The organism is Paenibacillus sp. B2(2019) (genome assembly GCF_008370385.1).
Taxonomy (GTDB): domain Bacteria; phylum Bacillota; class Bacilli; order Paenibacillales; family Paenibacillaceae; genus Paenibacillus_AQ.
Window position 1 is genome coordinate 342,075 of sequence record NZ_VTZR01000021.1, and the last position, 26,882, is coordinate 368,956.

Genomic DNA, 26,882 nt, shown 5'->3' on the forward strand with positions numbered 1-26,882 from the left:
TGGATCGGAGGGGAAATCTCATTGTTCAGAGGCGCGCAGTCGCAACGATTAACGAAGAAGGCTTCGCTCTTTGTCATATTGTTTATGTTCATTCCAATGCTGCTCATATTTTGGTTTGCCTCCAATCGGGCTACCCTTTCGATCAAAATGCAGGTCGGGAAAGCCATGTCCGAATTAAATAAACAAAATCATGCGACGATGGATAGAGTGATGGATTCCATTGACCAGAAGTTAGTGACAATCATGAGTTCCGATCTCATACAGCAATGGAGAGATGACAGTGCATTGGATGTGAAACAAAGTATACAAAAGTACATTGCAACAGAGACGATGCTGGATAACTACTCCACGAATGTGAACTACTCTCTGTTTGTATTGACGAAACGACCAACGAACTATTATTTTGCCCCTGCTACCAATATATCTGGCTCAGGCGTTTTTTTTATTGAAGATCTGAACGAAAGAACATGGATCAGAAAAGCGATTGAGGCAGACGGAAGAGGCTTAGTAGAGCGTATTCATCAGTTCGGCTTCAATACAAAATCGCATAAAACGATCGCTTATTTAAGAGCTGTCACGGATCTATCTAATGGGGGGGAGCCGATCAGTGTATTAGTGGCTACGGAGATCGAAAATCTGCTGATTACGGAAATGAACTCCATTACGCTTCCAGAGCATACGAGAGTATTCCTAACCGATACGAAAGAAGGTACGGTTCTGGTCGGTTCGGATACTGCTGAATCAACCTTCTCCATACCGAATAACGGGAAAGAACTGTTGCCGAACGTGTGGGTTACGAACAGTCATATGTTTGTCTATCATGACAGCATTTCGTATGCTAATCGACTCATCTATGAGATTCCACTCAGCTCTTTATTAGGTTCCTATAATGAAGTACAGGATATTATCCGAATTACCGCGATATGCTATTTCGTCGTTATTTTGTGTTTCCTATTTTATTTAGGGAAATCTGTCTTGCGGCCGATGGCGAGACTAGCCAGCCTCACCCGTTCCTATGAGCCGGGGAAAGAAATGAAAAGGTATGCAGAAGCGGATAGAAAAGATGAGATAGGTACTTCATACCGCTCCTTCTATTTGATGACGGAACGGTTGAATCAGTTGGTCAAAGAGAAATACGTGATGGAAATCAAGCAGAAAGAGTCTGAGCTGATCCTGATGCATTCTCAAATAACGCCGCATTTACTTTACAATACATTAGACTCTATTTACTGGTATGGGATCCGGGGAGGCGTGCCAGAAGTAGCTGACATGGTCAGGGACTTGTCGACGATGCTGCGGATCGGTTTAAGCCGTGGCAAAGAAATCATTACAATTCGTGAAGAATTGAATCACGTCGAAGCGTATTTGCATCTGCAGGAGAAACGGTATAATCATTCATTCCATTTCCACATTCATATGGAAGAGGGCACCGAGGGCTATTTTCTGCCAAAAGTTATCGTTCAACCCCTCGTAGAAAATAGTATTCTCCATGGTATCGGTAAAATGGACGGGGAGGGAGAAGTATCGATCGGCATTGGGGAGTCGGAGGGTACTCTACTTATATCCGTTGAGGATAATGGATTCCGGCCGCTGGATTTGGAGAAAATTCTTGCAATTCTGTCGGGCACGGCTGCTCCTGACCAAGGTTTTGGAATTCGTAATGTACATAAACGTATCCAATTACGATTCGGAGACACGTACGGACTGACTTATTCTGCAAGGGAAGAGGGAGGAACGAAAGTCTTGATTAAGCTTCCGGTTATTCGTTCCGAAGAAGATTTAGCCCGGTATACTGAATAATCACCTTGGAAACCGCCCGAATAGGGCGGTTTTATTAATGAAGAGAATCCATCATAGAGTTCGGAGGAGTCGTCATGGGGTCTATCTCCGGTTATCTATATAATCAGGAGTATACCAAGAGAAAGGATGTGAGGGGGTGTTCACACAAGCCGCAAGCGTTCAGGACAGAAAGGCGGTTAACCCATTTATCAAAAAAAGCAGAGATTATTTATGGGGGATTATCTTCCTGTTGCCAGCAATTATCGTATTTAGTTTGTTTCTTTGGACGCCCATTGCTAAAGGGGTTATGTACAGCTTCATGAATGTAGACTTCATAAGTGGTAGTAAATTCGTTGGTCTGAGCAATTATCGCGAGGTGTTTGCGAACAGTGTCTTAGGTATTTCTGTATGGAACACAATCTATTATATGTTTCTATGCGTGCTGCTCGGGTTCTGGGTACCCAGTATCGTTTCCATTGCAATATCCGAGCTACGGCGGTTTCAAGGAGTCATGCGATTAATCGTTTATCTGCCACATATTGTTCCGGCTGTTGTACTCTATGGCATGTGGCAATGGTTGTACGATCCGCTAGGACCGGCGAATCAGATCGCATCATGGCTTAGCAATCATCAGTTTATGTGGCTGACCGATAAAAATATAGCCATGATCTCAATTGTTATAGCAGAAACATGGCAAGCATTTGGTGGAACAACACTGATCTATTTAGCGGGTATTGTAGGGATCCCTAAGGACTTATATGAGGCCGCCGAAATTGACGGAGCAGGAGTTCTACAGCGAATTCGCCATATTACGATTCCCGGCATTCGTCACCTATATGTCCTTCTGTTCATTCTGCAGTTGATCAGTACGTCACAAGGTTTTATGACCCATATGGCAATGACGGGAGGCGGCCCGAACAATGCGACCCTTACGTACATGTATCAGATCATTAATGAAGCATTTACGAACTTAAATTATGGAAGAGCTTCTGCTATGGGGGTTCTCATGTTTTTGGTGCTTACATCACTGTCCATCGTACTTTACCACTTCCAAGGAAGGAGCAAAGAAGCATGACTAATCGGGAGCGCAGTATTATGTCTTCGTTTGATTTCAAGAAAAGATCGGTTCAGATTGGATACTCTATCATGTTGCTAGCCCTTCTCATACTCGCCATGACGATGTTATATCCATTTGCGACAACGATCCTCTCTTCATTCAAAACCAATCAGGAGATATTCACCTTTCCGCCAAGCCTTTTCCCGCACCAACTCCAATGGAGCAATTATTCGGAGGGATTCAAGTATGTGAATTTGATTCGGCCTTTATGGAATACGCTGATTCTTTTTGGTGGGAATGCCGTTATTGCTTTACTCATTGTAAGTCTTGCTGCTTTTAGCCTTTCCCAGATGAAGGTTCCCTTCCGAAAGGGGATCACACTTTTTATTATGAGCACGCTCATGATTCCTAGTGCAACTTACATGATTCCTAGCTTTTTGAACCTGCAGAGTTTGGGATTAATCGATTCTTACTGGGCATTCTGGCTGCCTGCAGGTGCTAGTGCATTCAATATTATGCTGCTTAAGAGCTTTTTTGATGGAATCAATAAGGAATTGTTCGAAGCGGGGCGTTTGGATGGGGCATCAGAATTACATTGTTTTTACCGGCTTGCTGTACCGATGTCCATTCCTGTTTTCTCAACATTGCTCATATTTTCCTTTACGTCAACCTGGAACGATTGGTATTGGCCGTCTTTAGTGTTGACTTCACCTGAGAAGTATCCGCTTGCGTCTGTGGTGTACCGTAATATTATTCAATCGCTCAATTTAACTTGGAACGTCAAGTTCAGTGTATTGACCGTGATCATGGTCCCACCGCTTCTCTTCTTTTTGTTCTTTCAGAAAAATATTATGCATGGTCTTAATCTTTCTGGAGTCAAAGGATAGTCCAGGTGGATCCATCATCACAATCCCTGAATACATCATCGAATTCAAAAATCCGTCCATGTATCATGAACTTGTCATCCACACAATTCCAAGATAGGAAAGGGGCAATACAAGTTGAAAAACAAGAAAAAGAATCTTATCATCATGACGTTCCTCGCTTTGACGATGATCACATCCGCATGTGGAACCAACAGTAATACTGGAAATACAGGCAGCAAGGGAAGTACGGCAACAGGCGAACCCTCGGCTAGCCCTGATACGGCAACGAAGATTTCTCCAGTCACGATGACCGTCCAATTTCCGAAGTCAGATAATATTAGTGGAATCGAAATGGTTAGTAAAAAGATGAAACGATTTGAAGAGAAATACTCGAATGTTACCTTGAAAAAAAATGATTGGCAATATTCACCGAATGAAATTGGTATTAAGATGGCGGCACATCAAGCTCCTTCCTGGTTCCGTACGCCTGCCACAGAAGGAAAGGTGCTGTTAGAACACAAATGGCTATCGGATTTAACTCCGTTTCTAACAAGTTATGAGCATAAAGACGATTTCAACGATAAGTTGACAGGGCCTTTCGAACTCGATGGCAAAATGTACGCCATACCTGCTAACGGCTATATCATGTCGGTCATGATCAACAAGAAGCTATTTGCAGCTAAAAACGTTCCGTTACCGACACCTGACTGGACTTGGGATGATTTCTATGAGGCGGCTAAGTTGACTGCCGATCCTGCCAAAGGAATTGCCGGATTTGCCATGATGGCCAAAGGCAATGAAGGAGGATGGAACTGGACGAACTTCTTATACGCGGCAGGTGGAACGACACAAAATGTAAGCGACGGCAAAATAACGTCCGCGTTCAACTCCGATGCCGGAATCAAAGCGATGGAGTTCGTCAAGAAATTAAGATGGGAAGGCGATGCACTCCCTCAGAACTGGGCTTTAAACTACGGTGATGTATACAATTTATTCAAACAAGGCCGAGCAGCTATGGTATTAGGTGAAAAAATTGAGGATTCGGTAAACAATGGCGGTATGAATAAGGAAGATCTGATGATTCTTCCAATTCCATCGATGGAAAAGGGTGGCGATCATACCGGTGTGCTGGGTGGTAATTATGATGTTATAAATCCACAAGAAACACCTGAGGTGCAGCAAGCGGCATTTAATTACGTAACGTTCGACTTGTTTAATGAAAGCGGACTCGAAGAAATGAAGCTGATTCTGGAGGACCGGAAAGCCAAAGGTCATGTATACCTTTATGGGGCACCTGCTTACTACAAAGCAGATTCAGAGTATGGCAAAAAAATTGCGGAACTTGTCGATCAATATCCGGATAACGTTTACAGATTCGATCCTGAAGTGGTCAAGTTAATGAAAGGTGTTCCAGAGCCCTCGTATAATGGACAGGAGTGCTATGCAGCATTGGCTAATGTTCTGCAAGAGGTGTTTGCCAATAAAGATGCGGATGTCAAAGCGTTGCTTGATGCTACGGCGAAGAAATTTGATGAAGAAATACTCTCCAAGGTGGCTGTAAAATAAATTGCACGATATACCCAAAAGAACCGTTCGATCATAGATTATCGCTCCACCTCATGCCTTCCTTCGCAGAAAGGCATGGAGGAGGGCGAGCTGCACAGTAACAGGAGGTAATCAAGATGCTGGTGAGAACATCGTTTACAGACAAAATTACTGGGCTGCCGATCCTTGCGATAGGGTGTGAGGGACGCGATACAGCTCACCATTATATTACGGCGATGACATGGCTGTCGGACAGTAGGAACTTGATCGTGCACACGGATATGAATCAGAAGGAATGGGCAGGAATTATTGTGCGATTCGATACGGAAACGAGCGAGATGCAAGTGCTTGAGAAAGGTTTGGATTGGGGGCGCGGGGTTGTATCCTGTGATGATATCTTGTATTTATTCGATAGGAACGAACTGTATGCCATCGATGCTTGGAGCGGTGAACGGCGCATAGTATGTGTGCTGAAGGAACATTGCTTTTTCCAAGGACCACTATCAATTACGAATGACGGCAAAATGCTTGGCGTCTATTGGATAGAGCAGCACCCGGGGATTCTCTCATCTGACTCTGCTTATCGAGGCGCGAGTTGGGTGATCGGCACGGTCAATACTGAGAATGGTGAAGTCAACGAAGTAGCTCGCCCTTTGTTTGAAGAACCTTACCCGATAGCGAATCATGCAATGATCAATCCGGTTGATCGGGAGCTGATGTTCTATTGTCATGAGGGCACAACGGAGCATATCCGGGATCGGTTATGGACAATTAACACTCGAACTGGAGAAACACGCAACATATACCCGCAGAAGAAGGATGCGAGCGGACAGCATGTGGAATACGTGGGACACGAAATTTGGGCATTTGATGGAAGCGGGCTATACTTCGTGAAGTACCCACATAGTCCAGATCAACCAAGCGGAATACTTTTTGTGGAAAAACGGGGCATGGGGCACGAATTCATAAATGGTGACTACAGGTATTGGCATGTCGGAGTTAGCCCTGATGGTCGGTATGTGGCAGCGGATACGCAAGAGCCCGATATTTCCAAAATTGTGTTGATAGATACGATTACGAAACGCTCTACGCTGCTGTGCGAACTGCCATGCCGTGGAGTCCATCCCGGACACCCGCATCCATCATTTAGTCCAGACAGCCGTAAGATTACATTCACGTTCTCCGATGCACATAACGTGCTCTGGGTCGGCATCATGGATATAACCGATTGTATGCAGCTTGGAGGAGACGAGTAAGAGATTTCAACATATAGTTCACAGCAAGAGCTGCATAATGTGACAAGTTCTCGAAAAGTGAAAGCGCTTACCGATTCTTCGCGAGGATTTAAACATGATAGAAGAGGGAGGTACGGATTTGGGACTGAAAAAGTGGATGATATGTTTCATGTTGGTTGTATTTTTATGCACCTGGCCAATGAACCAACTCCTATGGAAAGGAAATACGACAGCGGTTGCAGCAGAAGCGCTACAAGCCGTAACCATTGGTGATTTTGAAAGTGAAGAAGAGGTTTGGAATTTCAGCTTGGGAACCGAGTTTCCCGGAACCCAAGGCGGATTTGTACGGGATGAGTCCGAGTTGAAGTCGGGGGCCTATTCAGGTAAACTGCATGGGGATTTTAGCGTTGGTGGCAAATATGTTGCGATAGGCAAAAATTTTACTCCGATAGATATTCAGAAACTAGAATTTTGGGTCAAGACAGCCGATGCCTCAGCGATTGTGCTTAGGGTGACGGATTCAACCGGACAAGTGCATCAACAGAGGATTGCTTTAGCATCAACTTCGAATTGGCAGAAGGTGGAGATTAGCAAGTTTAACGGTGGCACAGGTTATCTTCATTTCGGCGGTGCAAACAATGGCCAATGGCATAGTCCCGCGCAAGGGATTGGAATTCTGTTAGAGAAGGCCGGATTAAGCGGTGGTAAATCTAGCGGGGATGTATGGATCGATGATGTATCTGTTTTAGCCTCACAGCAAGATCCTTTATGGGAGAATGCGATCGGAAATTTCGAGAATGCCTTTGATTTATGGAAATTAGGTTTAGGTACCGATTTTCCAGGAGCTAGCGGCGAATATGTACGAGATGCTTCCGAGTCCAAGTCAGGATTGTTTTCCGGCAAGCTGCGGGGGGACTTCAGTGTAGGCGGCAAATATATTACGTTGGGCAAAAGCTTTTCACCTATTGCGATGCAAAAACTTGCATTTTGGATAAAAACGGCGGATGCTGCTTCACTCTCGCTGCGGTTGAAAGATGCGACCGGGCAGGTGCACCAGCAAAAAATCTCCTTAGCGCCGACGCCTAACTGGCAGAAGCTAGAGATTTATAAATTTGATGGTGGGCAAAATTATCTTTATTTCAGTGGGGCGAACGATGGAAAATGGCATGGTCCCGCCCAGCAAATTGAATTTTTATTAGAGAAGTCTGGTCTGAACGGCGGTAAATCAAGCGGAGAAATCCGTCTGGACAATGTTGTGGTAACAGCTCCCTTGCCTGATTTATCTATTCAACAGGTTCGAATGGGCAATATCTTCCTGGAAAGCGAACCTGTAGCCTTTCAAGTCGCAACTAGAGGAGACTCCGTGAGTTGGAGCGTGTATGATCACTTGGATCATAAGATACTGGATGGCACCGATGGGGTACAGGGAGGGCAACTGAATTTGTCCATTCCTTTACAACAGTTAGGCTATTACAAATTAACGATTGCCACGAAGAAAGGCGGCCAGATCATCCAAAGCTCGGAAGTATCATTGGCTCGTCTATCCGATGCAGATCCAAACGTAGCGGAAAATTCTCCGTTTGGCATGTCGACACATCTTGCATGGGAAACTCCTCAAGGATGGACCCCAGAGTTAAGTGAACTGATGCACCGTGCAGGGGTCAAAAACTTTCGGGATGAAATTCCATGGGAAGCGGTTGAATACGAAAAGGGGAAATACCGGAAGCCTGCGAATCGTGATGCTTATATGAAGAGAACACAGCAGGATGGCCTCAAACCGTTCATCATCCTTGACTATACAAATCCATTTTATGATCAGAACAGCACACCTTATACAGATCAAGGTCGTCAAGGATTCGCCGATTACGGAAAATCCCTCTTAAATCTGTACGGAAACCAGATCAATTGGGTTGAAGTATATAACGAATTCAACGGCAGTTTCGGAGATAGGGGAAGTGGCCCTGCGGACTCTCGCCCGGATTATTATTATCAGCTTCTGAAGAAGACCTATGAGACGGTGAAAGCCGCTAGACCAGATGTCACGGTGGTTGGGATGGCGACGGCTGGAACACCGCTCGGCTGGATGGAGGAGGTGTTCAAGCTTGGTGGACTTCAATATATGGATGCCGTCTCTATACATCCTTACCAAAGTCAAAAAGCGCCAGATGGTATTGTAGATGCCGTGCGTAATACACAGAACTTAATACGCCAATATAATCAAGGAGAACTTAAACCGATATGGTTTACGGAAGTTGGATGGCCGACGTCTGTTGGAGGCATAGGAATTACCGAAAATACGCAAGCAGAATATATAGTGCGCACTCATGTCCAGGCACTTGCAGAGGGCGTCGAAAAAGTGTTCTGGTACGACTTAATGAACGATGGCATGAAAAGCGACTATCATGAGGATAACTTTGGCATCTTACGGAATCAGAATGACCCGAAAGGAGCATTTACGCCGAAACCTGCTTACGCGGCTTACGCGGCGATGACCCGAAAGATTATGGGGACTCAGTTCGTGGAACGGGAAACGTTCGACACGAATATTTCGAGCTACAAGTTCAATAAGGATGGTCGAAAGCTAAGAGTCGTCTGGTCTAATAACCCCGTGCAGGCAGCGATTATTACGGATGTGCCGATTCAAATCACCGATATAATGGGAAATACTGAAACCTTCACGCCACTTGACGGCAAAGTGTATATGACACTAACGGGGGAGCCGATTTACATTGAAAGCGACATTGGCGGAATCGCTGTTGATCCGACATTCACCCTCGTAGCAGAAGATGCGGTAGCCGGCGAACCTGTTGCGCTGACGGTGAAGACGAATAATGTAACAGCTACACCTATCGATGTTTCGTTAACGATGGAAGGCTTGCACTATCAGTTGTATGCAGAACCCGGTCAGAAGAATTCTCTCTCGATATCCTTACCTGGAATGAGTCAGGAAGGGGGGCGTTATGTAACTGGGGACTTGACCTCGAACAGTAGCAAAATTGGAAGACTAAAACATGCCGTTAGAACGGCGTCAGCTTATGAAGCCAAAATTATACCTGTTATTGTTGATAGGAATAAGAAGATCGAAGCAATGAAGGTACAAATCAGCAACCATTCGAAGGTGGGGGGACTTACCGTCAGGAAAGTGGATTGGAAGTTTGGTTCTCAATCCGGCAGCCAGGAGTTGACAACAATTATCCCGCCTAGCACGGTGGAGTCGATTGATATTCCGCTTAACGGTTTCGACTTCGGCATAAGCTATCCGGCTCAAGTAACCGTGTATTTTGAAGGGAAAGAAACTTTTGTCTATGAAGGAAAGCTGGATTTCAATCCGATTATTCATGGTACGGTACAGGTTGATGGTGTGGTTGACCCCGATATCATCGCGGCATCTTCGCTCGTTGAGTTATCCAAGGGAACGGTGAAAATGCAGAATTACGCCGGTCCAGACGATTTGGACGGTAATGTGTGGGTGAATTGGGATCAAGAGCATTTTTATTTGACCGCCAAAATTAAGGACGATGTCCATTTTACACCCGCAAGCGGAGAAGAAATTTGGAAGAATGATAGTGTCCAGTTTGCCGTAATGGCTGGAATACCTGGAGAGGATCTGGGATGGTATGAATATGGGATCTCACAAACGCCTCAGGGGCCGCAAATCTACCGCTGGAAGTCGCCTTTTTCTGCTGGCATAGGGCCTATTACGGGCGGTTCCTTGGAGATTAAACGGGATGAAGCAGAGAAGGCTACTGTCTATGAGCTTGCTCTCCCTTGGTCGGAGCTGGCGCCGATGAAGCCGACCAAAGATGAAGCGATCAGCTTCTCGCTACTTGTTAACGATAATGATGGAACGGGTCGCAAAGGTTATATCGAGTGGGGCTCCGGCATTGGCGAAGTTAAAGATCCCAAGAAATTCAGAACTGTTCAGTGGATCAAGGATCTGACTCCTCCAGTCATAACCATTAAAGGAGTCACTGAAGGGGAGTGTTATGCAGATCAAGTGCTACCGATTGTGAAGGCTGAATCGGAGGACGGCCAATTGCTAGACGTTCGGATCTTATTGGATGGGAAGGAGTGGGTATCCGGTACGCCTGTAACTGGAAAAGGGAACCATTCATTGCTAGTGCAAGCTGTCGATCAGGCAGGGAACATGGCCGAGCAGACGATCACTTTCAAGCTGTATCATAACACGGTTTTGAAAACGACTGACGTTGAAGGAAAGGTTAACGATACGGTATCACTACGCGCGATACTCCAGGATAAGGCTGGTCAATTGATTCCAGGCGAAAGTGTAACCTTTGCCGTCTACGGGAATACGATTGGAACCGCAATTACTGACTTATATGGAGTGGCTACGATGAACTACAAAATCCAAATAGATCAGGAGAGATCTTACCCATTTCAGGTTACGACAAACAGGAATGATTTGACGTATCTCCTAAGCAGCGAGGGGAACGGGAAGATCTTGATTAAGCGTTCGCCGAATCCGGGTACGAAAGGAATTCCAGGAAAACCCAACCTAATGGATGATAATGGGTATGACATAGGAATTAAAGACGGAAATTATTCGGTGACAATGAATATGTGGTGGGGAAATAATGGCAGCACGTATAAGCTTTACGAGAACGACGTACTGATCGATACACAAACCCTCACGGATCACTCACCGAATGAACAATCGACTACCACGTATATTAGTAACCGAAAAAATGGTAGATACAGCTACTACGCGGAGCTTATCAATGAAATGGGCATGACCCAAAGCGATGTTCATACGGTAATCGTCAATCAAGCGGCACCGGCACAACCCGTTCTAGCCAATGATAATTGGGACAACGATGGGAATTTTAAGGTCAGTATGAATATATGGTGGGGGACCAACGGTACGATGTATCGTTTGTATGAGAATGGAATTCTCATCGATGAGCAAATACTTGACGATCATACGCCAAGCGCGCAGTCAGCCATAACAGCTATTCATGGCAAACCTATAGGTACGTATGAGTATCATTGTGAACTTCTTAATGATGCTGGAACAACATCCAGTGAGAAAATGGTTGTAAAAGTAACCCAGTGATAAAAGCCGGCCATTTACACCGCTTTGAAGAGAACGGTCTTAATAAATTTTGATCGACTTGATCTCGTGCTCATGAGAGGCAAGGTTCATGGCTAAGCAAATCCCCTCATGTTGAAACATGAGGGGATTTGTTGTTCTGCAAAAAAATGACTACCTATGTTGGCAGACAAATCAAATGAACCCTCAATTCCCGGCTTGTTTGCGGAAGGAACTTGGCGTGAGACCAGTTTCCGATTTGAATGTATGGAAAAAATGCGAGAGGTCGCCAAAGCCGACGGCAGAAGCGATTTCGGTCACTGAGAGTGGTGTATCCATAAGCAGCCGTTTGGCCTGATTGATCCGGTAAATCGTTAAATAGCGGTTTAAAGAGTGGCCGGTCGCTTGTTTGAAATGATCATACATATGCGAGCGGGAGACATTGAACCGTTCATGCAAACGGCTAACCTCGATTGAGTCGGCATAATGTGCGGTCAAATATCGTAGAATCCGCTCCGCTAAATGAAACGCAGCGTTCTCTGAGTTGCTTGTGTCAGGTGGGCAATATTGCTCTCTCGCCAGGATGACGAATAATTCAGCGAGCAGATGGTGTAACGCTGCTTCGTAAAAAGCCGGCTGATCGGCGATCTCCCCAGAGAGCTGTTGCAACAGCTCTCGAACCCTATCCATTTTCACTGCAGAAAAGCACCAGTAGGGTTGCTGCTCGGCTAGCAGGGTGGATACGCAGCTACTGATTCCGGGCGAGTTGTCGAACGACGTCTGTACATAACGTTCGTCCAACGATAGTACGACACGGTGAAGAGGCTTGGTTCCAATAACGGATGGCCAGTGCAGGACATATGGTTTTATGATGGCAATGCTGCCGGGCAGCAGGGAGTACATACGATCGGCTACCAGCAGCTTGCCATGCCCCTCTATACAAAAATAGAGCTCGTAGCCCCGATGAGCATGCATTTTGCTTTGTCCAATCATGCCGTCGCGGAAATGACAATGGACTGGGAAATTATCCAGGAAACGATTCGTAGTGTCATCCAATTGATAGTCGGAAGAGATATCGTATGAACCCATTTCATCCACTCTCCTGTTTCAAAATGAACGGTATGCAGAACTAAGAATATTTTAACATGGTTCATCCTTAAGGTCTCAGGAGTTTGTGGAAAAATCCCCATAAAACCTGAACAGGAAGCCAAGTTTCCTTGCCTCGAATCCTTTACATTAAAGGGAGAACATCTTTGAAGAGAATTTCTTAAGATGTCAAAATTGGGTTTAGGGAGAGGGCATATGAAGGGGATTAACGAACTGAAGGAACTGGCAGAACGCGTCTATCATCGGATGATCGATAAGACCGTGAACGACTGGGGAATGAATATGGAAAGCTGGGATTGGGTTCCGGGAGTTGGAGTCATCTCAATCCTGGCTTATGACCGACTAGTGGGGAATCAAGAAACCATTGAATATTTGCAGCAATGGACAGAACGCAATAAGCATTTGATCGAGCAAGTGAATGTAATTAATTCGATGGCGCCGTATGCAATATTCCCAGAGCTGTATCGGATCAGCGGAGATCAATGGTACTTAGATCAGGCTACTAAAATTGGTGATTGGATGCTGACAGATGCACCGCGCACTCGGGAAGGCGCCTTTGAACATACGGTTACGGAGAATGTCAATTTTTCCGAACAAGTATGGGCGGATACCTTGTTTATGGCTGTACTCTTTTTGGCCAGGCTTGCGAGGCTAACTGGAGAAAGCAAATATGCTAAAGAAGCGGAGTTTCAATTGCTTGTCCATTTACGATTGCTACAGGATCCGCAAACCGGTGTATTGTTCCATGGCTGGAATTGTGAGGAAGGCAATCATATGTCCTCAGCCCGTTGGACTCGCGCTAATGCATGGGTCGTATTGGCGAGTGCATGGATTGCTGAGGAGATCAGTTCTCTGACTCCATTTGCCGAGGAAATTGTAGACCGATATCGACTGCTTGCATCAGGTCTGCGGCATTACCAAGGAGAAGATGGCATGTGGAACACGGTAATGGATCAGCCCGGATTTTATACAGAGACGTCAGGGAGTGCGGGAATCGCGGCGGGATGGTTAGCGGGAATTCGAATAGGTTGGTTGGATGGATCATATGAGGAAGCTGTTAATCAAGCGCTGCAAGGCGTTATGGAGCGAATCGAACCCGATGGAACAGTTCAAGGCGTATCTGGTGGAACACCAGTTATGCCAAACATTCTGGCTTATGAAGAAATTCCCTGCTATCCGACGTTATATGGGCAGGGATTGACTCTTATTTTGTTATCGCTTGCGCACCAGTCAAATCTTTCACAAGGAAAATAAAAAGAAGCACTCATTAACTTTGGTTACGTTAATGAGTGCTTCTTTCAGGTAGCCCAGATAATCAGAGGCTTGTAGTTCAATTATGGGTACACTGTGGTGTTATTATTTAAGCTTATATACACGAGCTTCATAAGGACGAAGCTGAATCGTGTTTATTTCATCTTCTGCATTTACTTCGTAGTTGGAAATGAGCAGTTCCTTCGCTTGGAATTTCACAGTAGAAGGAAGCTCAAATACCGTAGAATCTCCGAAGAAATTCAGTACAACCAGCAACTGTTCTTCTCCAAGAGTACGTAGATAAGCATATACCTGCTCATTCTCCTCGGCCAAGATAGTATAGTTTCCGTATACGATAATCTCATGCTGCTTACGCAGTTCAATTAGCTTCTTATAGTAGTGGAAAATAGAATCGGGATCAGCCAGTGCCTTCTCTACGTTGATATCTTTATAGTTAGGGTTCACAGCCAACCACGGAGTGCCGGTAGTGAAGCCTGCCTGCGGTTCCGAGTTCCATTGCATCGGCGTACGGCCATTGTCCCGACCTTTGATGTAAATGGAATTCATGATTTTTTCTTCCGAGTGTCCGGCAGCCAAGTATTCCTTATACATATTTACAATTTCAATATCCTTGTAGTCATCGATGGAAGCAAATTGTACATTTGTCATGCCGATTTCTTCACCTTGATAGATGTAAGGTGTACCTTGGAGCGTGTGAAGCAGTGTTGCTAGCATTTTGCCAGACTCTTTCGGGAACAGCTTATCATCTCCAAAGCGGGATAGCATACGCGGCTGATCATGGTTGTTCATATACAAGCTGTTCCAACCCTTACCGTCGAGTGCGACTTGCCACTTGGAAATAATGGACTTAATGTCCGCCAGCTTCCAAGGTTGTACATTCCATTTACCTCCAGGACCGGAATCGACGTCCATGAGCTCGAAATGGAATACCATGTTTAGCTCGTTACGATCCTCGGAAACATACAGCGAAGCTTCTTCTGGAGTAACATTAACAGCTTCGCCCACTGTCATGATATCGTACTTGGATAGCACCTCACGGTTCATTTCCTGCATATACTCATGTACGCGTGGACCGTTAACGAAATAGTCTCCACCGAAGTGGTACGTAGGCTGTTCTCCGTTACTTTCCCCAGAAACGCTAGGTAATTCCGGTACCTTGGAGATCAGGTTGATTACATCCATGCGGAATCCGTCAATTCCTTTATCCAGCCACCAGGTCATCATATCGTAGATTTCCTTGCGGAGCTTTGGATTGTCCCAATTTAAATCCGGTTGTTTACGGGAGAAGAGATGGAGGTAATATTCCTCCGATTTCTCATCGTATTCCCAAGCTGATCCACTGAAGAAGGAGCCCCAGTCGTTCGGTGGCTGGCCGTCTTTTCCAGGACGCCAGATATAATAATCACGATAAGGATTATCCTGCGATTTGCGGGACTCTACGAACCAAGCATGCTCATCTGAGGAATGGTTGACCACAAGGTCCATAATCAGCTTCATGCCACGGCTGTGAAGACCAGCAAGCAGTTCCTCCCAATCGGAGAGCGTTCCGAAATCATCCATAATACTTTGATAATTACTGATATCATAACCGTTATCGTCATTAGGCGACTGGTACACTGGGCACAGCCACACCACGTCGACACCAAGATGATTTAAATAATCAAGTTTCGAGATAATCCCTTGCAGATCACCAATACCATCCCCGTTACTGTCTTTAAAGCTGCGAGGGTAAATTTGATACACTACGCTTTCTTTCCACCATTTTTTATCCAAGGTTGTAATCTCCTATCTCTATATAGATCTTACTATTTTATTTAATGGACCCTGATGTAAGTCCGCTGATAATCCATTTTTGTGCGAACAAATAGACGATGAGCATCGGGGTTAATGCGAGCAAATATGAAGCAAAAGCTAAGTTGAAATCTGTACTGAACTGCCCCTGGAATACATATTGTACCAGCGGAAGTGTGTAGGAATCCTGATCGCCGAGCAGAACCAGCGGTAGCATAAAGTCATTCCAAGTGGATAGACAAGACAGGATACCGATCGTTGCACTAACAGGAGCAAGAAGTGGAAAAATAATCTTCCAGAACGTTCCGAAGGTCGATGCCCCGTCTACTGTAGCCGCTTCTTCCAGTTCATACGGAATGGAACGGATATAACCGGTGTAAACAAACACGTTAAAGGCCAGACCATAAACGACGTATAGAATAATAATCCCTACAATGTTGTTCATGTGCAGATCCGTAGTCACTTTGACCACAGGCAGCATGATAATCTGGAAAGGGATAAACATTGCGCTGATAAAATAGAAGTACAGCACTTTGAAAAATCTTCGCTTCATATTACGTGCAATAGCATAGGCTACCATGGAGTTGGTAAGCAATATGAACACGACTGTTGTAATGGTAATCACGGTACTATTTCCTAATGCATTGAAGAAATTCGTTGCTTTAATCGCATTGGAGAAGTTCTCAAAATGCAGGCCAGTTGGCAGCGAGAAGATAGATTGAGCCATTTCCTCGGGATTCTTGAGTGCGATGGCAATGGTCATGTACAGCGGAAACAGGATCAGTATTGAGCCTAGGGCGATAAGAATCGTTACAGGCCAGTTGGTTGATTTTTTGATCATAAGTCCATCTCCCGTTTCTGCAGAAATTTAAGCTGAAGGGCGGAGATAACGACAATCACGATAAAATAAATCACGGCGTTCGCCGATTGATAGGCAAATTCTCCGCCTTGGAAGCCGCCTGTGTAGATTAAGTGGGCAATGGATTGCGTTGAACGACCTGGACCCCCGCCTGTCAAGGCAACGATTTGGTCGAATACCATTAGACCGCCCTTCATCGCGAGCACCATATTGATGGTGAAGAAGGAAGCAAGCATTGGAAACGTAATGCTCCAGAATTCTCTCCAGCGGCTAGCGCCGTCCAGATTGGAAGCTTCGTAAAGATCATGAGGAATGGTTTGAAGACCCGCAAGATAGAGAATCGTGTTATAAGCAATCCCCTGCCAAACGGCTACAATGACGATACCGATCCAAGCCCAGTCGGAGTTACCGAGAATGTTCTGTGATAGGAATTCGCTGCCGATTTTCGCACCCCAAATAGGGAATACATTAGCGAACAAGTAGTTAAAAATAAAACCAACAATCAATACGCTGAGGATATTCGGCAAGAAATATACGCCACGGAAAAAGTTTTTAGCTTTAATTTTGGCGTTAAGTCCAAGCGCAATCAACAAGCTGATGATATTGATAAGAATAGTGGTTAGAATGGCATATTTAAAAGTGAACACATATGAATTCAACACATTTTCATCTTGAAAAATGTTAATGAAGTTCTTAAATCCTACGTAATCAAAGCTGTCACTAAAGCCGTCCCAGTTCGTGAACGAATAATATATACCCTGGATTGCAGGAAAGGTATGGAAGGCAAAGAAAAGAAGTAATGCCGGTATAGTCATCAGATAAAAGGCGACTCGGCGTTTGGCCATCATGTAATCCTCCTCATTGTAAAAGCGAAAGAGAAGAGGGGAAGCCCCGTTCTCTTTCGCGGTTCATGTTTGTCTGATCAGTTTATTTCCGGTTAGCTACTTTATCCCATTCCTTATCAAGCTGTTCTAGGTAAGCTTTAATGTCTTTCTTTTGCAAGAAGGATTGGTTGATGGTATCCACTTTCATCGCACTTGGGATGTAGTGGTCAGCAAAGTCAGCCAAGTTACCAGCGGTAAACGCTTCTTTGAAGCCATCCATCGTTGGATCATCTTGTGTTACACCTTGTACAGCTGGGAATGCTTTTTGCTCATTGATGTATAGGCTAACATTCTCAGGTTGAAGCAGGAAGTCTACGAATTTCTTTGCTTCTTCTTTATGTTTAGTGTTCTTGGAAATCGTCAGCAACGTATCTACGCCAGAAATGACTTTGTTATCGGCAGCATCATTTGTTGCTGGGAATGGGAATACGCCAAGTTCAATGGATGGATTGGCTTTCACGATTTCTGGGATTGCCCATACGCCTTGCAGGTACATTGCGGATTCACCTTTAGCGAATGCTGTGTTTCCGTCATTGTAACCTTTACCAAAAATATCTTTTTGTCCGTATTCCGTCAGCTTAAGCAGCTTTTCAGCAACCTCGTTAAAGCTGTCTGCGAAGGTTACAGTGCCTGCCGCACGCTCCTTGAAGAAATCATTCCCTTTAATGATCGTGGAGAGGGAGTTGAACGGCGTAAGTGTTGTCCATGAATCCTTCAGTGTCAGGTAAAAAGCATTTTTACCGCTGTCTTTGAACTTTTGAGCGACAGCCATGAACTCATCCCAAGTAGTTGGAACAGTAACACCGGCTTCAGCGAACATCGCTTTATTGTAAATAACACCACTTGCGTTTGAAGAGAATGGAAGACCATTCAGTTCGTCCGAACCCGTCAGGTCTTTCAGCATTTGAAGATATGCTGGCTGGATATTCTCAGCGAGTGGATCACCTGTGAAATCTTCAAAAAGACCGCTGCCAGATAACGTCTTGTAGGTGTCAGTTGCTCCGATCCCTACCACGTCAGGAATATCTTTCTTCGCTGCACGAGTTTTCAATACCGTTTCAGCATCTGGCGGGTTAACCTGTGTGACAACAATATTTGGATTGGCTTCATTGAATTTCGCAACCAGCTTGTCGAAGGTGGCTTTGGCTTCGGTTTTATTTTGGAAAAACTCGACTTTTACCTTTTCACCGGAGGAGGCATTTCCACCACTATTTGCGCTGTTGTCAGCCGCATTGCTACCACAGGCACTAAGTACGGACATAGCCAGTACGCTAACCACTACGGGTTTGATTGTTTTTTTCATGATTAAATCCTCCTAATAATTTGTTGGTATTATGAACATGTAAGAGATTAAACATGTACGTAAATGAAAACTAATTGATATTCTGCTACTTATAGGCGGCAGATATGCATCACCAATAGAGAGAGTAAACGTTTACGTAAAAGGCGTAAAAAGACTCAGGTAAGTGATCTTACCGTTTGTCTTTCCACAATTAAGTGATCGACAATTTTGCTATCTACAGTCTCGCCTGTTTCAATCATCTGAATAAGCTTCTCCACGGCGATCTTACCAATATCGTACAGTGGTTGACGCACTGTAGTTAACGGAGGAATAATCATTTTCGCCATTCCAAGATCGTCATAACCCATAATGGATATATCATCGGGAACACTTAAACCATATTTGATGACCGTGGAAAGAGCACCAATCGCCATTTCATCACTAGCGGCAAAGACGGCAGTGACATCAGGGGCTTGCTCCAAGAGAGCTTCCATTGCAATGCTCCCGCTTTCATACAGAAAGTCTCCAAAGGTGAGATAGCGGCTGTCGAAAGGAATCCCACTCGCTTCAAGCGCTTTACGATATCCCTCGGCTCTGGGTGCACCAGCGATAGCATCGCTTGGATTTCCGCTGATCATGGCTATTTTGCTATGACCTTTGGAAATTAAGTAGAGGGTAGCATCATAAGCAGCCTGGTAATCGTCTACTTTCACGTAAGGTACACTGGCAAATTCCGTTTGGGAAGAAACCAACACAACTGGGATCTTCATGGTTTCTAGTACATCGTAATACTCTTTCTTCAAGACCTCACTAGAGTAAATAATGCCATCGACCTGCTTCTCCCTTAAGAGTTGTAAGTACTTTAACGTTCGTTTACCATCCTGGTCGGTATTACAGACCATTACACTATAATTGCGATCATTGGCCAATTCCTCAATGCCTTTAAGCAGATCGGAGGAGAACGCTCCAGAAACACTTGGAAACATTACACCAATCGTCTGCGTACGCTTATTGATTAGGCCACGAGCAATCGCGTTAGGTTGATAGCCGAGTTCTTTGATAGCTTCATTTACCTTTTGTTTCGTCTTGTCGGAGTACCCACTTAAATTGTTTAGCACGCGAGAGACTGTTGCAATGGAAACGTTCGCTTTTTGTGCAACATCTTTAATTGTTGGGTTCATTCATACGACTCCTTAGATTACGGTTAGCCTTAGATTAAACGTTTACGCTTCGAAAATCAAATTCATTAAAAAGTATTACGTAAACGCTTACCCTGAATATAAATCCTGACAGGTATGCTTGTCAACTCCACTTAAAAAATATGTGAATGATAAGAACCATGAAAGGTAATTATTTTTTAATAGAATGAAACCGATTAAATTACCAGAAAATCTCTGTTAAAGTGGTGTATAAGAGGGAGAAATGTAGTTGGAGCAGGATATTAAGAATACAGAGACCCAGAATTGACAAAAGAATATTAGAGGACTAACATTTAGACAGTAAACGCTTACGTGAAATCGGATTGATTGTTTATCGTTGGTTTAGTGTTTAACCGGATAAGGAGCTGCGCTTATGAATATTTATCTCGAAATTCCAGATGTGGATAAGCATTTTCCTTTTAGAAGTTTACTATGTGGAGGAGATACGCTGTGCTATCCGCATTGGCATAAAGAAATTGAAATTATATATGTAACTAAAGGAAGTCTAAATCTGGGAATAAATGATACCCCTATTCACATGGAGCAGGGTGAGGTTCAATTTATCAACGGTGGGGATGTCCATTATTTTCTCGCCTCACCTGAAAGCGAGCGGGTAGTAATTCAATTCGATCTTAACCTGTTTCAGGAAGTCGCAGCTTTGAGCGGAAGTGATTATTCGCTTCGTGAGGTTTTTACGCTTATGGAGCATTCTAGTTCAAAATGGCCCGAAGTAACCGCCGTGAAGATCAAAGGGCTGATTGAGAGTATTTATGAGGAAGACGTGCAGCGAAGAGATGGGTACGCTTACTTAATCAAAGCTAGATTGTTTGAACTATTGACCGTTATTTTACGGGAAGTGCCGAAGAGTGCACTCAATAAACAGCCTAAGTTCTCGGAAGATACGCTGAACCAGTCTAGAGAAACGCTGGAAAGATTAGAGCGGATTTTTATTTATGTAGAGCAGCATTACCAGGAAGCCATTACGCTGAATGAGGTAGCTAGCTATATGGGCTTTAGTCCGTATTATTTTACCAAGCTATTCAAGAAGAATACTGGTATGACCTTTATAGCTTTCTTAAACGAATATCGGCTTAACAAAGCTAAATGGATCTTAATCAATGAAGATTTGCCGATGTCTGCGGTGGCGGAAGCCGCCGGGTTTGGCAGCGTGAAGACATTCCATCATTTTTTCAAAGATGCCACGGGGATATCCCCCCTAAAATACCATAAGACAATATTCGGGAATAATACAGCAAGAATGCAGGAAGAAAGACGCCCCCGGGCTTTGTATGATAGAGATATCAAAACAGGAACAAGTGGAGGTTAGAATAAAAATGACATTAACAGTAGGAATTATCGGCTGCGGAGGCATTGCAAACGGCAAACATATGCCAGCGTTATCAAAAGTGGAAGGTGCTCGAATGGTTGCTTTTTGCGATATCGTTCCAGAGCGTGCTGAGAAGGCAAAAGCGGAGTTTGGGGACGAGGGCTCCGTGGTTTACACAGATTACAAAGAGCTTCTTAAAGATGCAAGTATAGATGTAATTCATGTATGTACACCGAATATTTCCCATGCAGAGATTTCCATTGCGGCAATGGAGGCAGGCAAGCATGTAATGTGTGAAAAGCCGATGGCTAAGACCACAGTAGAAGCGCAAGCAATGATCGATGCTTCAAAACGAACTGGGAAGAAGCTGACCATCGGTTACCAAAACCGCTTCAGACCAGATTCAGCTTATCTGCATACGGTATGCGAGAATAATGGTCTTGGAGAGATTTATTATGCTAAAGCTAAGGCGATCCGTCGTCGCGCCGTTCCAACGTGGGGCGTGTTTCTGGACGAGGAAGCGCAAGGCGGAGGTCCATTGATTGATATCGGTACTCATGCCCTTGATTTGACTCTTTGGATGATGGATAACTACAAACCAAAATATGTTGTCGGTAACGCTTATCATAAGCTGTCCGGTCGTAAAAATGCTGCGAACGCTTGGGGCCCGTGGGATCCAGAGAAATTTACAGTTGAGGATTCCGCCATTGGATTTATTACTATGGAGAATGGAGCTAGCATCATTCTCGAAGCAAGCTGGGCGCTGAATACCCTTGATGTTGGTGAAGCTAAAACTGTGCTTTGCGGTACTGAAGGTGGAGCGGATATGGAGAACGGTCTGCGCATTAACGGAGAAGAATACGGCAAGACATTCGAGAAGCATATCAGCCTGGAAGCCGGTGGCGTTGACTTTTATGATGGCGCGGGAGATGATCCTGCATTGACGGAGGCTACTCAGTGGATCGAAAGCATCGTCAATGACACCGAGCCTGTAGTGAAGCCAGAGCAGGCGCTCGTTGTTACCCGCATCTTGGAGGCTATTTATAAATCCTCTGAGACTGGCATGCCTGTATTTTTTGAAAAGTAAGAAAGTATAAGTTCCACGTTATACTTAATCCTTACTTTTCTACGAGAAACGTTTGTCATCTTCTAAGGATGACAACGGCGTTTCTTCTTGAATAAACAGTCAAGTTTAACGACATAGATAACTATGAACTAGGAGTGTGTCCAAAGTGACCAGAGTAACGGTATGGAATGAATTCCGCCATGAACGGCAGGAAGAGAGAATTCTCAAGGTCTATCCGCAAGGGATTCACGGACAATTGGCAAGCTTCCTTCAGGAAGCTGGACTGGACGCTCAGACAGCTACGCTGGATGAACCGGAGCATGGACTGACACAAGAAGTGCTGGATAACACAGATGTACTGATTTGGTGGGGACATGTTGCCCATCAAGAAGTTAGTGATGAGATTGTAAATCGTGTTCATCAAAGAGTGCTTCAAGGCATGGGGCTAGTAGTGCTTCATTCGGGTCATATGTCCAAAATATTCATGAAGTTAATGGGCACCAGCTGTGATCTAAAGTGGCGTGAAGCAGGGGAGAAGGAGCGTCTTTGGGTTATGGACCCAAGTCACCCGATTGCTGAGGGCATTGGTGAATATATCGATTTGGAGCAAGAGGAAATGTACGGAGCACATTTTGATGTGCCAGCACCAGAGAGTTTAATTTTTGTCGGCTGGTTTGAAGGCGGCAATGTGTTCCCAAGCGGATCGACTTATCGTCGTGGGAACGGGAAGATCTTTTATTTCCAACCCGGTCATGAATCTTATCCAACCTATTACAACAAAGAAATCCAAAGAGTGATCATCAATGGCGTCAACTGGTGTGCACCAACGAAGCGTGATTATCCAGTTTACGGACATGCTGAAGCTTTGGAGCCAATCAAAGAAAAGGTGGTATTATAAATGAAATTAGGCGTATTTGATCCTGTATTTGGAAGTTTGACTCTCGATGAGATGCTTGATAAAATCGCTGCTGCTGGTTTGAATGCGGTAGAGATCGGTTCAGGAGGCAATCCCGGAAATGCCCACTGTCCAACAGATGAGCTGCTTGCCAGCGAATCAGCACGTAAAGAATATCTGGAGAAGTTCACGAAACGTGGCATTATGATCAGTGCATTCAGTTGCCATAATAACCCGATTTCGCCGGATAAAGAAGAAGCTCGTGAAGGCGACGAAATTCTGCGTAAGTCGATCAAGCTAGCTTCGCTAATGGGCGTTAAGGTAGTGAACACTTTCTCGGGAACTGCGGGAGACAGCGACGATGCAAAAGCACCGAACTGGCCAGTTACACCTTGGCCTACCGTGTACAGCGACATCAAAACCTGGCAGTGGGAGCATAAACTGATTCCTTACTGGAAGGAAATTGGTAAGCTTGCTGAGGAGCATGGCGTTAAGATCGGTATCGAGCTTCATGGCGGATTCCTCTGCCATACTCCTTACACGATTCTGAAGCTTAGAGAAGCAACCTGTGATGCGATCGGCGCGAATCTAGACCCGAGCCATCTTTGGTGGCAAGGCATCGATCCTGTAGGCGCGATCAAGATTCTTGGTAAAGCTGGTGCGATCCATCATTTCCATGCCAAGGACACGTACCTGGATCAGGACAATATTAATATGTATGGTCTGACGGATATGCAGCCTTACGGTGATGTACAGACCCGTGCATGGACTTTCCGCTCCGTTGGCTGTGGACACAGCATATCTGAATGGTCAGATATCATGAGTGCGCTGCGTACTTACGGTTATGATTATGTGGTCAGCATCGAGCATGAAGACCCTCTTATGACGGTAGACGAAGGCTTCCATCGTGCAGTAACCAATTTGCAATCCATTCTTATTCGCGATCAACCTCAAGGTATGTGGTGGGCGTAAATATATTTTAAGAACCAAAAGTCTTGATTCTCTAGTCTAGAGGATCAAGGCTTTTTTTGCGTACATGGGGGATGCTTGGAAACGAAAAGTGTGCTAACGGACTCAGATGCAGCTATTTGCATTGCTAATAAGGTACATGGGGTCCGCAACTTACGCGCTGACTAAGCTTCGGTTGTAAATACATAGTTAGTTTGGGGGCTAGCGTCTTAAGGTATTTCTACAATCCTTTGGAGAGAATATCACAAGGAACAGATTTCGGAAATGTTAGTGAAGGAGAGACGACCATGCTGTTAGAAGTTATTGCTACAACATTAAGTGATGCAGTGCTGGCCGAGCGTTATGGTGCTGACCGAATAGAACTGATCACAGCGATTAGTGAAGGGGGATTAACACCCAGTCTGGGACTAATAGAAAAAGTACGCGATGCTGTCTCGATACCGGTTAGAGTGATGGTTAGGCCTCTTAACATCGGGTGCTCAGAATACAGCGCCTAAAGGTGCGGAGCGTATTGCTGCGCTTGAGCAGCTTACTTCGGAGCGATCTATCTACATTTTGGCGGGCAGTGGGTTAACGGTGGAAGGGATAAGCGATTTTGTACAACAAACAGGTGTGAGGCGGGTACATTTCGGTTCAGCAGTTAGAGAAGATGGTGATGCGCTGAAACCTATAGATCCTCTTCGCTTGCAGGCAGTTCGAAACATTCTGGATCAAACAAAAGATCACTAGCCTTAACGATAATTATGGATTCCATTCTTCGATGGGCTTGTCAGTAGATTTCGGTTTAATTTCCGTAAATTGGATGATATTATAAAATCGGAATATTAAATTTGCGAATATTGATCAAGCCAATTTGACAATCGGGGGATGAGCTACAGTGAGTAAGGTACAGTTTTCGGTTCAAGTAAGGCTGGTATCCAATCTGGAGCGGTCTAAGCAATTTTACGCTACAGTGTTAGGCTGTGAGGTGACGGACTGGTGGGCGGTGCGCGATGAATTTGCACTGGGATTCAAGCTAATACAGGCAGCTCGTACTGAAAATGTACAACCCAATGCAGCAGGACAAGGGCAGATCATTCCGTGGGATACCTATGCTTATGTGGAGACTCATCATGAGCTCGACGATCTATATGAAGAGCTCAAGGGCAAGGGGGCGGAATTTGTTCAGCAGCCTAATCTTCAGGAGGAAGACTGGGGGAGTTGGAAGGATTTTGCGATTAAAGATCCAGATGGGTATGTGATTGCATTTGGTTCAGGTAAGAAACTGTAATCGCTGAAACATAAATGTTGTTTAAAAACACAGAGCTGATCTTTGGTTATCCAAAGGTCGGCTTTTTGTTGTGTGCACTGGTTACAGTATTGCAATCTATGCGTCAAATGCGGGGGACGAGTTGAAAAGAATAGGTACAGGCTGGTATGCAACTAAATTGAAATGATTTCGTCTTTATATATGGAGGTGGAGAAAATTGGGATTTTTTGTTTCGAGTAGCTGGTTTCAATCTTCATTACAGCGGAACATAAAGCTGATGCTTGTGTTTGGGCTTCTGTTCGCTGCATGTTTTACAGGTGTGGGAAAGGCGGAAGCTGCTGCTGGATCCGATCTAATTATCGTGAACAAAAAAACAAACAAACTCGCGTATTTCAGTGATGGCAAGCTGGTGAAGACTTTTCCGGTCGCAACAGGGAAATCGAAGGAACTGACACCGGAAGGTAGCTTCAAAATGGTAGTTAAAGTAAAGAACAGACCCTACTACAAAGAGAAAATACCTGGGGGTGATCCGGCCAATCCGCTTGGCGACCGCTGGTTGGGGCTAGAGGTAAATGGAACTTATGGAACTACGTATGCGATTCACGGCAATAATAATGAGTCATCCATAGGAAAGTATGTTAGCGCTGGATGTATTCGAATGCATAATGATGATATCCACTGGTTATATCCAAAAATAGCTAAGAATACAAGAGTCATCATTACAACTAGTACACTGGCTATGGAGAGCATTGCGACCAAGAATGGATACTCCGTAGGAAGTAAGACGTTTGCTGGGGCTTTTGAGCTGGATGGAGTCACGACAAAGTTGAAGGATCCCTTTATATTGGATAACTCCCGTGTATTTATTCCGCTGAGAGAATCTGTAGCGTTGTTAGGTGGAACTTTGCAGAGCGAAGCTGGAACTGGTGCACTGCTAATTACGATAGGCGATCGTACGGTGACACATAAGCCGTTATCCGATCAGGCTGTTGTGAATGGAAAATCCATTAAGATACTCGCATCTCGCAATGAAAATAACCGATTGTTGATTCCACTAAGCATCTTGCCCGAATTATTTGGCATTCAGGTGCAATGGAATCCACAGTCTCAGTCGGTAAAGATTAATTTATAACTGTTCTTGGAATTGTATTTCTGACCCTAGTAAGTATATACTATACTCATTCAAACCAATTCGGACAATGACGGAGGACCACCGACTGATGAATAACTAACACGTTTCCTATAATTAGACCATCCAACTTGTAAAGTGCATATGCACAAGTCACGGAGCACCCGCGCAGGGTGATAACGGTCAGGGATACGTGTGTCGGTCGGGGGCCTTACGTTGCTTTTATATGAATAGATCGATCTATTGTTTGGTTTACTCTGCATGCAGCAGGTGATCACAGCCGTAGTCTATTCATGTTATGGCATATTCCCCCATCATACG

The 26,882-nt window shown here is 44.7% G+C and carries 20 protein-coding genes and 1 pseudogene; 15 read left to right on the forward strand and 6 right to left on the reverse strand.

The features are described from left to right. Positions 1 to 21: 21 nt before the first annotated feature. The 6 genes from PAENI_RS20625 to PAENI_RS20650 all read left to right on the forward strand — a co-directional run bounded on the left by PAENI_RS20625 (position 22) and on the right by PAENI_RS20650 (position 11,556). Positions 22 to 1,800, forward strand: a complete 1,779-nt coding sequence (locus PAENI_RS20625) for a cache domain-containing sensor histidine kinase (RefSeq protein ID WP_149646576.1) — start codon at positions 22 to 24, stop codon at positions 1,798 to 1,800. A gap of 136 nt (positions 1,801 to 1,936) precedes the next feature. After that, positions 1,937 to 2,854 carry a carbohydrate ABC transporter permease gene (locus tag PAENI_RS20630; protein ID WP_262495667.1) on the forward strand — a complete coding sequence of 306 codons (918 nt, stop codon included), beginning with the start codon at positions 1,937 to 1,939 and terminating at the stop codon, positions 2,852 to 2,854. Then, complete coding sequence (locus PAENI_RS20635; protein WP_149646577.1) at positions 2,851 to 3,723, forward strand: carbohydrate ABC transporter permease; 873 nt, start codon at positions 2,851 to 2,853, stop codon at positions 3,721 to 3,723. The genes PAENI_RS20630 and PAENI_RS20635 overlap by 4 nt, the downstream gene beginning before the upstream one ends. A 114-nt stretch (positions 3,724 to 3,837) precedes the next feature. Next, on the forward strand, positions 3,838 to 5,268 hold the full coding sequence (locus PAENI_RS20640) for an ABC transporter substrate-binding protein (protein ID WP_149646578.1): 1,431 nt from the start codon (positions 3,838 to 3,840) through the stop codon (positions 5,266 to 5,268). A gap of 116 nt (positions 5,269 to 5,384) precedes the next feature. Then, positions 5,385 to 6,503 carry a hypothetical protein gene (locus tag PAENI_RS20645; RefSeq protein ID WP_149646579.1) on the forward strand — a complete coding sequence of 373 codons (1,119 nt, stop codon included), beginning with the start codon at positions 5,385 to 5,387 and terminating at the stop codon, positions 6,501 to 6,503. A 94-nt stretch (positions 6,504 to 6,597) separates the two neighbouring features. Continuing rightward, on the forward strand, positions 6,598 to 11,556 hold the full coding sequence (locus PAENI_RS20650; protein WP_149646580.1) for a sugar-binding protein: 4,959 nt from the start codon (positions 6,598 to 6,600) through the stop codon (positions 11,554 to 11,556). A gap of 183 nt (positions 11,557 to 11,739) precedes the next feature. On the opposite strand, the gene PAENI_RS20655 is transcribed toward PAENI_RS20650, so the two are convergent. Beyond that, on the reverse strand, positions 11,740 to 12,471 hold the full coding sequence (locus tag PAENI_RS20655; RefSeq protein ID WP_262495676.1) for a helix-turn-helix domain-containing protein: 732 nt from the start codon (positions 12,469 to 12,471) through the stop codon (positions 11,740 to 11,742). Between PAENI_RS20655 and PAENI_RS32665 the strand changes: the two genes are divergently transcribed. Both PAENI_RS32665 and PAENI_RS20660 read left to right on the forward strand, forming a co-directional pair. Then, positions 12,382 to 12,615 carry a hypothetical protein gene (locus PAENI_RS32665; RefSeq protein WP_262495677.1) on the forward strand — a complete coding sequence of 78 codons (234 nt, stop codon included), beginning with the start codon at positions 12,382 to 12,384 and terminating at the stop codon, positions 12,613 to 12,615. The genes PAENI_RS20655 and PAENI_RS32665 overlap by 90 nt on opposite strands. A 219-nt stretch (positions 12,616 to 12,834) precedes the next feature. Beyond that, positions 12,835 to 13,893 carry a glycoside hydrolase family 88/105 protein gene (locus PAENI_RS20660; protein ID WP_188114634.1) on the forward strand — a complete coding sequence of 353 codons (1,059 nt, stop codon included), beginning with the start codon at positions 12,835 to 12,837 and terminating at the stop codon, positions 13,891 to 13,893. Positions 13,894 to 13,995: 102 nt separating this feature from the next. Here PAENI_RS20660 and PAENI_RS20665 read toward each other — a convergent pair whose 3' ends face one another. The 5 genes from PAENI_RS20665 to PAENI_RS20685 all read right to left on the reverse strand — a co-directional run bounded on the left by PAENI_RS20665 (position 13,996) and on the right by PAENI_RS20685 (position 19,908). Then, positions 13,996 to 15,684, reverse strand: a complete 1,689-nt coding sequence (locus PAENI_RS20665) for a glycoside hydrolase family 13 protein (RefSeq protein WP_149646582.1) — start codon at positions 15,682 to 15,684, stop codon at positions 13,996 to 13,998. A 37-nt stretch (positions 15,685 to 15,721) separates the two neighbouring features. Next, the gene (locus PAENI_RS20670) at positions 15,722 to 16,543 is read right to left on the reverse strand and encodes a carbohydrate ABC transporter permease (RefSeq protein WP_179085741.1); all 822 of its coding nucleotides are present in this window, start codon (positions 16,541 to 16,543) and stop codon (positions 15,722 to 15,724) included. Further along, positions 16,540 to 17,406 (reverse strand): carbohydrate ABC transporter permease, encoded by an 867-nt coding sequence (locus tag PAENI_RS20675; RefSeq protein WP_042185429.1) that lies wholly within the window; start codon positions 17,404 to 17,406, stop codon positions 16,540 to 16,542. Before PAENI_RS20675 ends, PAENI_RS20670 begins: the two co-directional genes overlap by 4 nt. Before the next feature lie 82 nt (positions 17,407 to 17,488). Continuing rightward, the gene (locus tag PAENI_RS20680; RefSeq protein WP_149646583.1) at positions 17,489 to 18,748 is read right to left on the reverse strand and encodes an ABC transporter substrate-binding protein; all 1,260 of its coding nucleotides are present in this window, start codon (positions 18,746 to 18,748) and stop codon (positions 17,489 to 17,491) included. Positions 18,749 to 18,903: 155 nt separating this feature from the next. Further along, the gene (locus PAENI_RS20685; RefSeq protein ID WP_076284001.1) at positions 18,904 to 19,908 is read right to left on the reverse strand and encodes a LacI family DNA-binding transcriptional regulator; all 1,005 of its coding nucleotides are present in this window, start codon (positions 19,906 to 19,908) and stop codon (positions 18,904 to 18,906) included. A gap of 391 nt (positions 19,909 to 20,299) precedes the next feature. On the opposite strand from PAENI_RS20685, the gene PAENI_RS20690 reads away from it, so the two are divergent. From PAENI_RS20690 to PAENI_RS20720, 7 genes and pseudogenes are all read left to right on the forward strand, one after another. Continuing rightward, on the forward strand, positions 20,300 to 21,253 hold the full coding sequence (locus PAENI_RS20690) for an AraC family transcriptional regulator (RefSeq protein WP_149646584.1): 954 nt from the start codon (positions 20,300 to 20,302) through the stop codon (positions 21,251 to 21,253). 7 nt (positions 21,254 to 21,260) lie between these two features. Then, positions 21,261 to 22,340: a Gfo/Idh/MocA family protein gene (locus tag PAENI_RS20695; RefSeq protein WP_149646585.1), complete on the forward strand. Its 1,080-nt coding sequence runs from the start codon at positions 21,261 to 21,263 to the stop codon at positions 22,338 to 22,340. Positions 22,341 to 22,485: 145 nt separating this feature from the next. Continuing rightward, a complete protein-coding gene (locus PAENI_RS20700) occupies positions 22,486 to 23,217 on the forward strand; it encodes a ThuA domain-containing protein (RefSeq protein WP_149646586.1) in 732 nt (243 codons plus the stop codon). Continuing rightward, entirely contained in the window at positions 23,218 to 24,186 is a 969-nt protein-coding gene (locus tag PAENI_RS20705; protein ID WP_076301067.1) for a sugar phosphate isomerase/epimerase family protein, read from the forward strand. It begins immediately after the preceding gene. 284 nt (positions 24,187 to 24,470) lie between these two features. Further along, positions 24,471 to 24,912: pseudogene (locus tag PAENI_RS20710) on the forward strand (copper homeostasis protein CutC). Positions 24,913 to 25,060: 148 nt separating this feature from the next. After that, the gene (locus PAENI_RS20715) at positions 25,061 to 25,453 is read left to right on the forward strand and encodes a VOC family protein (protein ID WP_149646587.1); all 393 of its coding nucleotides are present in this window, start codon (positions 25,061 to 25,063) and stop codon (positions 25,451 to 25,453) included. Between the two features lie 196 nt (positions 25,454 to 25,649). Then, complete coding sequence (locus PAENI_RS20720; RefSeq protein WP_316502845.1) at positions 25,650 to 26,564, forward strand: L,D-transpeptidase family protein; 915 nt, start codon at positions 25,650 to 25,652, stop codon at positions 26,562 to 26,564. The last annotated feature ends 318 nt before the right edge of the window (positions 26,565 to 26,882 follow it).